At 35.3% G+C, this 14,318-nt stretch carries 10 protein-coding genes; 8 read left to right on the forward strand and 2 right to left on the reverse strand.

All coding sequences use genetic code 11. The features are described from left to right. The 7 genes from AC0NBN_RS17405 to AC0NBN_RS17435 form a co-directional block, all read left to right on the forward strand. Positions 1-398, forward strand: a 398-nt coding sequence (locus AC0NBN_RS17405) for a T9SS type A sorting domain-containing protein (RefSeq protein WP_474468948.1), incomplete at its 5' end; no start/stop codon positions are given. Between the two features lie 6 nt (positions 399-404). Further along, a complete protein-coding gene (locus tag AC0NBN_RS17410) occupies positions 405-3,878 on the forward strand; it encodes an RHS repeat domain-containing protein (protein WP_143883006.1) in 3,474 nt (1,157 codons plus the stop codon). 7 nt (positions 3,879-3,885) lie between these two features. After that, complete coding sequence (locus AC0NBN_RS17415; RefSeq protein WP_143883005.1) at positions 3,886-7,419, forward strand: DUF6443 domain-containing protein; 3,534 nt, start codon at positions 3,886-3,888, stop codon at positions 7,417-7,419. 3 nt (positions 7,420-7,422) lie between these two features. Then, positions 7,423-7,884 carry a hypothetical protein gene (locus AC0NBN_RS17420; protein ID WP_143883004.1) on the forward strand — a complete coding sequence of 154 codons (462 nt, stop codon included), beginning with the start codon at positions 7,423-7,425 and terminating at the stop codon, positions 7,882-7,884. A 388-nt stretch (positions 7,885-8,272) separates the two neighbouring features. Beyond that, positions 8,273-8,569 (forward strand): 2TM domain-containing protein, encoded by a 297-nt coding sequence (locus AC0NBN_RS17425; protein ID WP_143883003.1) that lies wholly within the window; start codon positions 8,273-8,275, stop codon positions 8,567-8,569. A gap of 26 nt (positions 8,570-8,595) precedes the next feature. Continuing rightward, positions 8,596-8,859, forward strand: a complete 264-nt coding sequence (locus tag AC0NBN_RS17430) for a 2TM domain-containing protein (protein WP_143883002.1) — start codon at positions 8,596-8,598, stop codon at positions 8,857-8,859. Positions 8,860-8,923: 64 nt separating this feature from the next. Next, positions 8,924-9,667 carry a LytR/AlgR family response regulator transcription factor gene (locus AC0NBN_RS17435; protein WP_143883001.1) on the forward strand — a complete coding sequence of 248 codons (744 nt, stop codon included), beginning with the start codon at positions 8,924-8,926 and terminating at the stop codon, positions 9,665-9,667. Between the two features lie 79 nt (positions 9,668-9,746). Here AC0NBN_RS17435 and mnmA read toward each other — a convergent pair whose 3' ends face one another. Further along, positions 9,747-10,934, reverse strand: coding sequence for a tRNA 2-thiouridine(34) synthase MnmA (gene mnmA / locus AC0NBN_RS17440; RefSeq protein ID WP_143883000.1), 1,188 nt, complete (start codon positions 10,932-10,934; stop codon positions 9,747-9,749). A 126-nt stretch (positions 10,935-11,060) separates the two neighbouring features. Between mnmA and AC0NBN_RS17445 the strand changes: the two genes are divergently transcribed. Then, a complete protein-coding gene (locus AC0NBN_RS17445) occupies positions 11,061-11,591 on the forward strand; it encodes a hypothetical protein (protein WP_474468953.1) in 531 nt (176 codons plus the stop codon). 78 nt (positions 11,592-11,669) lie between these two features. Here AC0NBN_RS17445 and AC0NBN_RS17450 read toward each other — a convergent pair whose 3' ends face one another. After that, on the reverse strand, positions 11,670-14,204 hold the full coding sequence (locus AC0NBN_RS17450; RefSeq protein WP_143882998.1) for an ATP-dependent Clp protease ATP-binding subunit: 2,535 nt from the start codon (positions 14,202-14,204) through the stop codon (positions 11,670-11,672). Between the last annotated feature and the right edge of the window lie 114 nt (positions 14,205-14,318).

Below are 14,318 nucleotides of genomic sequence, written 5' to 3' on the forward strand. Positions count from 1 at the left end.
GGGGATACAGGCTTCTATCATCAGTGTTGACCAACAGCAGAGAAGTGGAAGGAAAAAGTGCTGAAGAACTGGGCAAAGAAAACTGGAAGATCGAGAAGCTGGGTGACAGTCAGATTGACCAGCTGATTGAGAAGCAGGACATCAGAATCTATCCGAGTCCGATGAGTGATTGCTGTTATGAGGAGATTGGAATGGAATCCGCAAGCTGGAAGCTGGGTGATGGGAAAGCTGAAGCGGACATTACGGTGTACGACATGGGCGGAAGACAGCTGCAAAGCCTGAAAACTAAAAACAAAATCACCAGGATCAACACCCAGAACCTCATTCAGGGAGCGTATCTGGTGGTGGTGAAAACCAATGATAATAAAACGGCGAGTGCGAAAATTATAAAAAAATAAATACAAATGAGAAAAATTTTAATATCAATAATATTACTAGCAAACATTAGTAAAATATTTGGTCAGAATAATTCTGGCAATCAAAGTCAGTTTAATCCAAGCAAAACTAATGTTCCAACTTCTCCCGAAGTCGCTCTTCTAGGAAGGTTTGGTGACATTCCGGTGGGACACTATACTGGGACAGCTTCCGTATCAGTTCCCTTGTATAATCTTAAAGTAGATAACATTGAAATACCCTTGGCCTTAAACTATCATACTTCAGGTATAAAAGTGGCGGATGAAGCTACATGGGTAGGATTAGGATGGAGCTTTATGCCTGAAGGAACGATAACGCAGGAAATCAGGGGTAAAGAAGACAATCCTTATGGAGGAGATGGATTTTCTAATAATAGTGGGTACAATGCATTTAAGAATAATTTTGCAACACTTAATTCAGAGACCCCATCTTATAGATTACAACAAGGCAGGCAAGAAACAAATGATGGATTATCGTCTATCTTACCACAACCGAATGATGATGCTTATGATGTAATTATTGATTTAAAAGCAAAAAAAGGGCAGCCAGACATTTTTACCTATAATTTTTACGGATATTCAGGTAAGTTTTTTTACAACCCTGAAGATGTTAATGAAATACTTTTTATAGAAAGTAATGAAGATGTTAAGTTTGTCAGAAATTTTGACGGTTGGCTGGCAACAACAAATAAAGGGGACAAATTTTTCTTTTATGTTGTTGAAAAATCAAGAACAGACCAAACAGATTATACAGACATTGGGATTACCTTTAAAATATCAAAAATTACATTAACTACTGGAAAGACAATTAATTTCACATATCAAGACGAAAAAACCTACCAGTTGTATCCTGCACAAGTAGCTCGTTTCCCCAGTTTTCATTTGTCCCAAAGTGAACAGGTTACAACAAGTAACAATGCAACAATCAACGATAAAAAAACATTAGTTTCTATCGAAACAGAAGATACAAAAATTGATTTTAATTTAGCTAACAGAGAAGATATTAAACCTAACTCTTCAGCCGTTCCAATAAAAAAATTAGCTTCTATTGATATAAAATCGAAATTTCCAAATAAGATGATAAAAAGTTTTGTTTTTAATACCGATTATTTTCCAACAATTCAAATCCAAACAGTCGAAGAAGGCTACAGACATAAGAGATTAAAATTAAACTCTGTTCAGGAAATAAATTATAACAGTTCAGGAGTGGCAATTCAGAATACTCCACCCTACCTGTTTGAATACGATTTATCTTACGTGATGCCCTCTAAAATTTCAAGTTCAGATTTTTACGGATACAATAATGGTAATAATAGCCTTTCTTTACTGCCTGATTTAAATTATTTTGACTACCTTAATACTAATCCGTATAAAAATTACAATATGAATGTTACATATCCATATTCTCCAACTTCCAGATATGTAAATCAGTCATATGTTCCAACAAATATTTTAAAAAAAATAACCTATCCTACTAAGGCAAGAACAGAATTTGAATACGAATCAAATACATTTAACAATCAATTTATTCCAACAAGGAGTCAGGTTGACGCAATACGTAGATCAGAAAGTATAACTCATCGTGGAGCTTCAACAGTTCCTGGGGGATATTATTTTTTAGTCAGTCAGGTATTTAAGCCTTCACAAACTGTTACAATAAAGTTTAAGAATACCATTTTTGATGGATATATGGGCTCCGTATATCCACAGACACATTATCCATATTCGGAAATGGTAAAGTGCAAGATAAAATTGTATAAACGGAAAGCTTCCCAACCCGAGGTATTATTAAAAGAGTGGAAAATTGATGTGGCAGGCAGCGTATTTGAGCAGACTCATCAACAACAATGGAATGAAGATTATGTTCTGCCATTTGATAGTGACCCTACAACAGAATATTATGTTTATGTTGAAAACGGAATTCAGTATAATGCCAATGACGGAATCCATTTCGCCGTAGTTTCTTGTGATTTTGAATATAATGATGACGGAGCAATTGATAAGTCGGTTTCATATGGTCATGGTGTAAGAATTAAATCTATTAAAAATTATGAGAATAATACTTTATTATCTCATAAGGCGTATAATTATTCGGATGGTAAGCTTATCTACAAATTTGAACCAATTGGCGTAGTAAGAGCATCAACATATAAATCTCAGCCGACAATGCAGGATGGCGGCTGTTTTATGGAATATCAAATATCAATTTTTAACGAGCTGTCTGTGAATTCCAACGATTTTGGAACTGGTGGAAATAAACCTTTTGGATATAGTGAAGTTACCGAAACCGACATAAATATATTTGATGGCACAACTAAGGGGTCAACAAAATATGGTTTTAGTAATGAAGATTATCTATCTTTTATATATTCTTATAAAGGGCTTCCTAAAAGAGATATTACAACAAATGGTGAAGGTTTATATGTTGAAAAATACGATCAGAATCAAAATAAAGTTTTTAAAACAAACTATTTCTACTCAAATCTACCCAACACCTATGCAGTATATCCACAATTTTATATAGTTAATACATCAACCGGCCCTTATGATCCGACGTATACTACTTACCCAGCCTTATTATTAGGTTGTGGTAGTGGAGGAAATTGGGAAGTCGGTATATCTTATACAGGAGCAACTGTTATTAATCAAGATCCAGTTTCAAAATATCATTTTATTTTTAACCCTTTAATTACCGGAAAGAGAAGACTTATGAAGACTACGGATATCTCATATTTTGGTAATAAAACTTTAATAAAAGAAACAGAATTTACTTATACCAACTCCGGTGAAGTAGCTACTAGTAAAGCAACAACAAGTGATGGTGAAATTATAGAGACAGACTATGATTATGCTGCTGATGTAAACAATACCAGATTAGTTAATAAGGGTATGACAGGAATACCGTTGAGTATTGAGACTTACAAGGGAACCGTTAATTCAAATATTTTAATAAGCCACGTAGAAACCAAGTATGATAACTTACAAAACTATTTACCTTCATCTGTCATGTCCCGAAATTTTTCGATCAATAATATGGAAACAGAAGTTACATATGATAGATACGATTCGAAAGGTAATTTGTTGCAATACACAATGAAAGGTGGAATACCGGTGAGTTTGATTTGGGGATATAATAATACGAAAGTTATAGCTATGGTTGAAGGTATAGATTATGATGGGACAACCGGTCTGGTTGATTTTTCAAATATAATACTTGAATCAACATCGGATGTTGATTCATCATCTGAATCAAATTTTATTAACACTCTTGATAATTTTAGAAAGAGTAACTACAGATATCCTATTACTACTTACACCTACGATCCTTTAATTGGCGTCACGAGCATCACTCCGCCATCGGGAATCAGGGAAGTCTACAAATACGATGCAGCCAACAGACTGGAGAAGATTGTAGATATCAACGGTAAAGTATTAAAAGAATTCAAATACAACTATAAACCATAAAACCCAAATGAAAAAAATATTAATTCCCATTAGTGCTTTGCTCGTGTCAGGCTTTTTTCAGGCACAGCTGACCAATACTGAAAACTATGTATATTCGAAGACCTATCTCTCCGATCCTACACTTTCCAATCCTAAAACCTCAGAAACCGTTCAGTATTTCGATGGTTTAGGAAGACCAAAACAGGTGGTGAATGTAAAAGCATCACCACTGGGAAGGGATGTTGTTACGCATATCGAATATGATGGCTTTGGAAGACAGGTGAGAGATTATCTTCCTGTTCCGCAAACTTTTACAGCCAACGGCAGCATTTTTACTGCGCCGTTGGATTACGCTTCAAACCCTGCGATCTATGGTTCTGAGAAAATCTATTCAGAAAAAATCCTCGAAAATTCTCCACTGGATCGGTTACTCCAGCAAAAGCAGGTGGGAAATGCATGGAACAATAAGCCTATACAATTCACTTATGATGCAAGTAATACCAATGATCAGGTAGGGCAATTTGTTCCAACAACCACTTGGTTAAATAATGCTACAAAAACTTCTGTTAGAGCAGCAAGCAGCTTGTACTATGGAAATGGGCAGTTATATAAAAATACTGTTACCGACGAAGACGGCAACAAAACCATCGAATTTAAAAACGGTGAAGGGCAAGTTTTACTGGTAAGAAAAGTTTTAAGCGCAACTGAAAATGCAGATACCTACTATGTGTATAACGAATATAATCAACTGGCATTGGTTATCCCTCCAAAAGCCTCTTTTAGCTTTTATAATGAATATGGAGCAGGAAGCGATGATGAGATACCTGATGACATATTAAACAATCTCTGCTATCAATATCGTTATGACGGCAGAAACCGTCTAGTTGAAAAGAAGCTTCCCGGGAAAGGCTGGGAATATATGGTGTATGATAAAGCAGACCGGCTGATCTTTACCCAGGATGCAGTAATGCGACCTACCGGAAAATGGCTTTTCACCAAATATGATCGTTTTGGAAGAGTAATTCTCACAGGCCTTGTTGAAGGAACTACTGAGAGATCTCCAATGCAGAATATGATTGGAGATCTGGTGATTACAGAAAACAGGGATACAGCAGGTTTTACAAAGAACGGAATGCAGATTTATTATTCCAATGTAATGTTCCCTTATCTGGAAAAAGTATTTTCTATCAACTATTACGACACCTATCCACAGGGAAGCCCAACTCTTCCTACACAGATTTTAGGTCAGAATGTTTTGACACAAGATGCCCAGAACTCCAATATCAGCACCAAATCTCTTCCAACCGCTTCGTATGTCAAAAACATCGAAGACGATAACTGGACAAAAAACTATACGTGGTACGACCAGAGAGGAAGAGCCATTGGCACCCACTCCATCAATCACCTCGGAGGCTACACCAAAACAGAATCTCAGCTTGACTTTGCCGGGGTAACCAAACAAGCCGTTACCCGTCATAAAAGGCTTAATTCTGATACCGAAAAAGTAATTACCGAAAACTTTACGTATGATCATCAGAACAGACTAAAAACCCATACCCATCAGGTTGACAATAATCCTGTTGAATATCTCGCTCAGAACGAATACAACGAGCTCTCACAGCTCAAAACCAAGAAAGTTGGTGGGAAAATTTCAGGAAGTGGGCTTCAAAATGTTGATTACACTTACAATATTCGTGGCTGGATGACGGGAATTAATGATCCTAACAATTTGGGAAATGATCTTTTTGGATATAAGATAAAATATAATCAGGTTGAAGGTCTGCAAACTCCTGATGCATCTGATCCAAGTTTACAGGTTCTTCCAAGGTACAATGGGAATATTGCTGAAGTTGACTGGAGAACTGGGAATGAAAATGATCCTCTCAAAAGATATGGATATGTGTATGATGGACTCAGCCGTTTATCAGCAGGATTTTATCAGAACTCAATGAATCCATCAATCAGGGAATATTATGAAAAAGTAACCTATGATCTCAATGGGAATATAAAGACTATGAAGAGAACTGCTCATAGATTTGGAACTACCGCTATGCTCATTGATAATCTTTCCTATCAGTACGAAAACAACAATACAAGCAACCGTTTGCAGAAAATAACAGATGCCGTTACTACAACATATGGTTATCCTTACAAGGCTGCACCAACAGATATAGCATATGACATAAATGGAAATATGACCTCATTTGTAGATAAAGGCATTTCATCAATTCAGTATAATTTTCTAAATTTACCAAAGCAGATCACTCAGAATTCGGAGATAACCAATTATACTTATCGAGCGGATGGAGTGAAAATAAAGAAGCTCTTTGATGGTTTAGAGACAAATTATTTAGATGGTTTTCAATATAGATATTGGGTAGATCCGTATGGAAATGCAGCAAATAATGGAATGAAATTAAGCTTTATTCCGACATCAGAAGGTTTTTACGATTCATTAAGAGCCACATATTATTATAATTATACTGATCACTTAGGTAACGTAAGGATAAATTATAGTGATTCAGATGGAGATGGAATAGTTAAGGGAGATGGTATTAAAAATTGTGATAATTCACCTCCTGATCAGCCGTGTATGCCAGGAATTATAATGGGAGATATTGAGGAAGTCACCGATTACTATCCCTTTGGAATGATGCATAAGAACATGATGTTTTATAATTTTTATAATCCCTATCAATACAAGTACAACGGCAAGGAGCTACAAGAGACCGGAATGTATGATTATGGCGCAAGATTCTATATGCCGGATATTGGACGTTGGGGTGTGGTGGATCCGCTGGCGGAAAGATATATTAAAGCCAGTCCCTACCATTATGCCTTTAATAATCCGATATTTTTTAAAGATCCCAATGGAAAAGAGATTATAATTTATTACCAGACAGAAGATGGTAGACAAAAACAATGGAGTTATTCATATTCTAAGAATAGGAAAACAACAGGTAATGAATTTCTTGATAATGCAATTGCAGGTTTAGATAAGCTTTATACATCTGATGCATTAAATTTAGATACAAACGGAGACGGGAAAAAAGATACAAATTACTTACAAAAAATAATTGATGACAAAAGAGTTCTCAGTGTAGTTGAAGGTGAAACTACAAGATTTTATATGGGGCTATCTTATAACGAAAAGTATAAACATTGGAATACAAAAGATCCTATTGATATAGGTAAAATTACATTTAATAGTAAAAAAGGAATTCTATTCAATAATTCTGAGGATAACGATGCGAATAGAAAAGGCTTAATATCAAGATATCAAAGTGGTAAATTTAGCAAAGATGATAAAATAAATTCTCCAACTGCAGGGCTAGGACATGAAATAATACACGCTGGAAATTTTTTATTGGATAATGCTAATTATTTTCAAAGACAAGAACCGTTTAAAAATGTAGATAAAAATGGTTTTACTAATAATGAAGAAATAAGAACAACTATTCTCTCCAACCAAGTGAATGAAGCATTAAATGAACCACAACGTCAAGTTTATTGGGGTATTAAAATACCAACAGAATCTGTAACAAGTAATAAAGCAAAGTAGGTTATGATTAGATTAGTTATTTTATTTATGTGTTTTGCAATAATTTTTTCGTGTTCAATAAGAAAGGATAGTAATGAAGAAGTCATTCTTTACAAACAGTCAACTTCTGCAAACGATGCATCATTTAGCTTTGAAAAGAAATTGTTTTGGAAAATTAATTCTGATGAAAATTCTTTTATTATGCAAAAATTTTCTAAAGCAAATTATTTAGAAATTAATACGAAAATTAAAACATTTAAATTTATCGGTAACAATGATCCGGAATATTATAATAATGTAGATTTTGCTTTTGTATTATATAATAATAAAGGAAATGACACAATGTACTATGATGGTTATGATAGATGGTGGGTTGTGGAAAAAGGAAAAATAAGTCAATACCAAGATGAAGAGAATAATTTTGGGGATAAGTTAAAAATGATTTATCCTATATTCCGAAATTGTTCATATCAACCTTCCAAATGACCGCCCCGCTCTGCGAAGTTTGTAACTTTGAGCTGATAATAAAAAAACCTCGCAAAATGCGAGGTTTTTGTTTTATAAAGAATAAGATTGTCTGTTTTTAAAATCCCTCCGCTACGCAAAGTCTGTGACTTTGAGCGGATAAAAACAAAACCTCGGAAAATGCGAGGTTTTTTTATATTTATATACCCCGCTGCGCAAAGTCTCCCGACTTTGAGCGGATAAAAATAAACCCACCGCAATTTTACGAGGGATTTTGTTTATATATCCTGATTACTTCCATTCAGTTCTGTTTTTCTACCATTCAGTCACATAAAGTTGATTGAGGATACTTTTCTGACATACATTTGTCTCAACAAAAACAAGCAAATTAATTGTAAAACAAAACATCATGGAAAATTTATCATTCAACAAAGAAAATTTAGCGTACGAAAAAGCGGCAAAGAGGGTAAAAGATTTAAAGAGCTTTTATGGAAATTTAATCTCATACTGTTTGGTCATTCCTTTTTTACTTATCATCAATCTGCTTACATCACCGGAACATTTATGGTTTTACTGGCCAATGTTAGGATGGGGATTGGGTTTAACCATTCATGGTTTAAACACTTTTGGAATCGGAAAAGAATGGGAAGAAAGAAAAATAAACCAACTGATCGAACAGGAAAAAAGTAAATCAAAATCACTTTAATTAATCATTATTAATCATTTGTTATCATGAATCATACATTAACCCAGCAAAGAGTAAAAGACCTTAAATCATTTTATACAAACTGTATATGGTTTGGTATTGTGGCAGTAATTATTTTAGGAAGAAATTTTATTAAATGGATGACCACCGATTATACCTTTCACGGATCAATAATTCTGACAGTTTGGGCAATTATCCTCTTGGTAAAAGCCGTAAAATTATTCATTCTGAATTCTGAATGGGAGCAGAATGCCATTAAAGATGAAATGAATAATCTGAGAAAGCAGTAGCTTTTTATACCGAAATATTTATTTAATTTTAGCATCAGATTCAACATTAAAATTATACCTCAGAATGATCAAAACTGTCATAATTGAAGATGAAAAACCGGCTGCAAGAAAGCTTGAAAGAATGTTAGGTTTATTTCTTGATTTAGAGATAGTTGCCAATCTTGATTCTGTGGAAGCTGCTGTAGAATGGTTTGCTGCAAATGAGCATCCGCAGCTTATTTTTTCGGATATTGTTTTGGGCGACGGTCTTTCGTTTGATATTTTTGATAAAATTTCAACCAGAGCGTTCATTATTTATACAACAGCTTTCGACCAGTATACCTTAAAAGCCTTTAAGCTCAACAGTATAGATTATCTTTTGAAGCCGATAATGGAAGAAGATCTTGCAGGAGCTGTGGAAAAGTTTAAGTCATTCATTCCATCAGATCAGGCGGTTAATTCTCAGGATATCAAACAACTCATAAAAAAAGAAAAAACAATACTTTCCAGAATTCTGGTGAAAATAGGCTATAACCTTAAAATTGTTCAGACCCACGAAGTAAGCTGTTTTTTCAGCGAAAATAAAATTGTTTATCTGCAGACTCAGGAAAGAACATATCCTTCAGATTTCACACTGGATGAACTGGAAGAGGTGCTGGATGAAAAGAAATTCTTTCGCGTAAACCGGCAGTTCATCATCAATTCAGATTATATTAAAAATATTCACACCTCGCCCAATTATAAGGTTGAATTAGAATTTCAGCCACAGGAAGAAATTACTGTAAGCCGCGACCGCGTGAAAGATTTTAAAGACTGGTTGGTAAGTTGATTTGAGATGAAAGATAATATAGAAAAAACAAAAACCCAAAACAAAAATGCTTCGGGATTATTATTCAGATAAAATTCTTTTAAGAAATTACACCGCTTCCGATCAGCTCTTCACCGATGTACCAAGCTGCAAACTGCCCTTCTGCAATCGCTGACTGCGGTTCTTCAAACTCTATATAGAATCCTTCTTCAAACTGATATAAAGTTGCTTTTTGCAATGGCTGTCGGTATCTGAATCTTGCCATTACTTCCATCGATTCTCCGTTTTTTAACCTTAAATCTTCACGAACCCAGTGCAGTTCAGAGTTATCAATTTTTAAAGCTCTTTTAAGCAATCCCGGAAACTGATGACCTTCTCCTACGAAAAGTATATTGTTTTCCATGTCTCTGGAGATAATAAAACAACTTTCTTTATGTCCGCCGATTCCAAGTCCTTTACTTTGTCCGATCGTGAAAAACTGAGCTCCCTGATGTTTTCCGATGACTTTACCGTCTGTTTTTTTATAATTGATCTTTCGGCTGAGGTATTCCAATTCTTCCTGTTTTGATGAAAATTCGGGCATTTCTTCAGCAAAAAGGGGAGAATCTTTGAAAATTTCTACAATTTCACCTTCTTTTGGAATCAATTGTTGTTGTAAAAACTGTGGTAAACTTACTTTTCCGATAAAACATAATCCTTGAGAATCTTTTTTATCTGCTGTTACCAAGCCAATTTCTTTAGCGATTTCCCGAACCTGAGGCTTTGTAAGTTCCCCAATCGGAAATAATGCTTTGGACAACTGATCCTGACTTAACTGACATAAAAAGTAGGACTGATCTTTATTGTTATCTTTCCCGGCAAGTAAATGGAAAATTTCCTTTCCGTTTTCATCAATGGTTGAATCGACTCTGGCGTAATGTCCGGTTGCTACTTTATCTGCACCCAGAGACATTGCCGTCTTCATAAAAACATCGAATTTTACTTCTCTGTTGCACAGAACATCAGGATTCGGAGTTCTTCCTTTCTGATATTCGTCGAACATATAATCTACGATTCTTTCCTTGTACAGATCGCTCATATCAATTACCTGAAACGGAATTCCAAGTTTTTGAGCCACCATTAAGGCATCATTACTGTCCTCGATCCACGGACATTCATCTTCCAGCGTTACCGAAGCATCGTTCCAGTTTCTCATAAACAAAGCCACGACTTCATGACCTTGCTGTTGCAGCAGATACGCTGTAACACTGGAATCCACACCTCCGGATAATCCTACTACTACTTTCATGTTATTTCAATTTTACGAAACTCTTAACGGGAGTCCTTAGTTTGACGGGGCAAAATTACGACTTTATTCAACAAGATCTTAATTGTAAAATAAATGCTTTAAATTTGAATAATTGATAAATTAATTATGATGAAAAAAACAGTATTATCAGTTTTTCTTTTTTCTGCTATTGCCTTGAACGCACAGGTAGAAAATAATTATCAAAACGAAAAATCCTCAAACTGGACATTTGGAGGAGGTTTAGGCGTGGGTTTTGGAAGCAATTCTTACTTCAACCTTCAGTTTGCGCCCAGAGTGGGGTATAAGCTTACCAACGATTTTGAAGTTGGTTTCATGGGAAATATTTCTTGGCAGACTTCAGATTTTTACAAATCTTCTATGTTTGGTTTTGGTCCTTTTGCCAATTATTATTTTGGAAGATCATTTTTTATAAGCGGAAATCTGCAGCATTTTTTTGTGAATTATGAGGATAAGTTTTATGATTTTAAAAATAATCAGCAGGAAACAGCTTTGTACTTAGGCGGAGGATATATGCAGCAGATTGGAAATAATTCTTTTCTGCAGCTTGGCGTTATGTACAATGTACTTTATAATGAAAACAGAAGTGTTTTCTCTGGAGGATTGATTCCAACGGTGGGATTTGTAGTGGGTCTTTAGTTAATTACCTTTAATTTTTATAATCAAAAAAGCATCGAGAGATTCCCGATGCTTTCTTTTTATAGTTTAGTTATTTAATTAAGACTGTGACTTTTCAGCAGATGATTTTTTAGGTTTTGAAGTTTTACCTTCTAAGCCGTCTTTAGCTTCATTCAAATCCAAAACAACCGTTTCGCCTTCAGTTAATTGTTTGTTTACGAGCATTTCTGCCAATAAATCTTCAATGTATTTCTGAATAGCTCTTTTCAGTGGTCTTGCTCCGAAATCTTTATCCCATCCTTTTTCTGAAATGAAATCTTTCGCTGCATCAGTCAACTCAACTTTATAGTTAAGTTTTTCAAGTCTTCCGTACAGTTTGTTGAGTTCAATATCAATAATTTTCTTGATATCATCTTTTTCAAGAGAGTTGAAAATGATGATGTCATCAATTCTGTTAAGGAACTCTGGAGCAAATGCTTTCTTAAGAGCGTTTTCAATAGTGCTTCTTGCTCTGGAATCCGAATTAGATTTTTTCGCATTGGTTCCGAAGCCTACGCCATCACCAAAATCTTTAATATCTCTTGTTCCGATGTTGGATGTCAGAATAATAATGGTATTTCTGAAATCAATTTTTCTTCCTAAACTGTCGGTAACGTGACCTTCATCCAAAATCTGAAGTAAAATATTGAATACATCAGGATGCGCTTTTTCAATTTCGTCCAAAAGAACTACCGCATAAGGCTTTCTTCTTACAGCTTCAGTCAGTTGTCCGCCTTCTTCATACCCAACGTATCCCGGAGGCGCACCAACCAATCTTGAAACAGCAAATTTTTCCATATATTCACTCATATCAATTCTGATCAAAGCTTCGTCAGAATCAAAGAGTTCTCTTGCCATTACTTTACCAAGCTCGGTTTTACCAACCCCGGTAGTTCCTAAGAAAATGAATGTTCCAATGGGCCTGTTAGGATCTTTCAGTCCGGCTCTGTTTCTCTGGATGGCTTTTACCACTTTTTTCACAGCATCTTCCTGTCCGATTACTTTTCCGTTGAGTTTCTCATCCATCTGAGCTAATTTATCAAGCTCATTTTTACCAACTTTGGTCACCGGAACACCGCTCATCATAGACACCACTTCTGCAACATTTTCTTCTGAAACGGTTTCTTTCTTTTCCTTAACATCTTTGTCCCACTGATCCTGCGCAGAATTCAGCTCCATTTGTAAACGCTCTTCTTCATCCTTCAGCTTTCGGGCTTCTAGATAATCCTGGGCTTTAACGGCTTTTTGCTTCAATTCCTTAATTTCTTCAATTTTCTTTTCAAAATCAATAATTGCAGTCGGAACCTTCATGTTTTTGATATAAACCCGTGATCCAGCTTCATCCATCGCATCAATCGCTTTATCTGGTAAGAAACGATCCGTAATATATCTTGAGGTAAGGTTTACACACGCTGCAATCGCTTCCGGAGTGTACACTACATTGTGATGCTCTTCATATTTATCTTTAATCTGATTCAGAATCTGAATGGTTTCTTCAATAGAAGTTGGTTCCACCATTACCTTTTGGAATCTTCTTTCCAAAGCGCCGTCTTTTTCAATATACTGGCGGTATTCATCAAGAGTAGTCGCTCCAATGCATTGAATTTCACCTCTAGCTAAAGCAGGCTTGAACATATTGGAAGCATCTAAACTTCCGGTAGAACTTCCTGCTCCTACAATAGTATGCAGCTCATCAATGAATAAAATTACATCACGGTTTTTTTCGAGTTCCGTCATGATGGCTTTCATTCTTTCTTCAAACTGACCACGATATTTTGTTCCTGCAACAAGACTTGCAAGATCAAGTGTAATCACTCTTTTGCCGAAAAGAACTCTTGAAACTTTTTTCTGCTGAATTCTTAATGCAAGACCTTCTGCGATGGCAGACTTACCAACTCCGGGTTCACCAATCAGCAAAGGATTGTTTTTCTTTCTTCGTGATAAAATCTGAGAAACTCTTTCAATTTCTTTTTCACGACCGATCACAGGATCTAGTTTACCGTCTCTTGCCAAAGAGGTGAGATCTCTTCCAAAATTATCCAGCGTAGGAGTTTTGCTTTTAGCAGAACCCAGATTTCCTGTAGGCTTTCTCATCTGCTCAAAATCTTCTCTGTCATCATCGTCGTCATAAGCAGAATTTTGAGGTGACTGACCTGAGTTTTTCAGCATAGTCTGATATTCTCTTGAAACTCCTTCGTAGTCAACATCATAAGCTCCCAAAATATTAGAAGTAGGATCCTCATATTTATATAGAATACCCAAAAGCAAATGAACGGTATTAATTTCATTTGTTTTATACTGTCTGCATTCCAGCTCAGCACGTTTTACGGCATGATCTGCCATTTTAGTGAAAGAAATATTGGTAACCTCTTCAGAAATAGGATTTAAACTTGCTGTATTTAAAGTTTCAATTTTTCTTCTGATTTGTGTTAAATCCGCATTAAGGTTCTGAAGGATTTCTTTTGCAGAGTTTTCTGTTTTTATAATACCTAAAAGTAGATGTTCTGTATTAAGAAATTCACTTTTCAGCCTTCGAGCTTCATTTTTGCTTTGCTTGAACACCTGGCTCAAACCTTGTGAAAACTTATAATCCATAATTTATCTCATTAGAATAAAAGCAACGTTGCTTTGTATTCGTTATCTAAATTACAAATATTTTACCAAAAAGCAATTAATGACTTTATGGCAGAAAAAAGTTTTTTATCTTCC

The sequence above is a fragment of the Chryseobacterium sp. L12 genome (assembly GCF_056133985.1).

Bases quoted from the DNA above. Each gene is read 5' to 3' on its own strand.
- mnmA (WP_143883000.1), bottom strand. From the start codon at position 10,934: ATGAAAGTAGTAGTAGGATTATCCGGAGGTGTGGATTCCAGTGTTACA.
- AC0NBN_RS17435 (WP_143883001.1), top strand. From the start codon at position 8,924: ATGATCAAAACTGTCATAATTGAAGATGAAAAACCGGCTGCAAGAAAG.
- AC0NBN_RS17425 (WP_143883003.1), top strand. From the start codon at position 8,273: ATGGAAAATTTATCATTCAACAAAGAAAATTTAGCGTACGAAAAAGCG.
- AC0NBN_RS17410 (WP_143883006.1), top strand. From the start codon at position 405: ATGAGAAAAATTTTAATATCAATAATATTACTAGCAAACATTAGTAAA.
- AC0NBN_RS17450 (WP_143882998.1), bottom strand. From the start codon at position 14,204: ATGGATTATAAGTTTTCACAAGGTTTGAGCCAGGTGTTCAAGCAAAGC.
- AC0NBN_RS17420 (WP_143883004.1), top strand. From the start codon at position 7,423: ATGATTAGATTAGTTATTTTATTTATGTGTTTTGCAATAATTTTTTCG.
- AC0NBN_RS17445 (WP_474468953.1), top strand. From the start codon at position 11,061: ATGATGAAAAAAACAGTATTATCAGTTTTTCTTTTTTCTGCTATTGCC.
- AC0NBN_RS17430 (WP_143883002.1), top strand. From the start codon at position 8,596: ATGAATCATACATTAACCCAGCAAAGAGTAAAAGACCTTAAATCATTT.
- AC0NBN_RS17415 (WP_143883005.1), top strand. From the start codon at position 3,886: ATGAAAAAAATATTAATTCCCATTAGTGCTTTGCTCGTGTCAGGCTTT.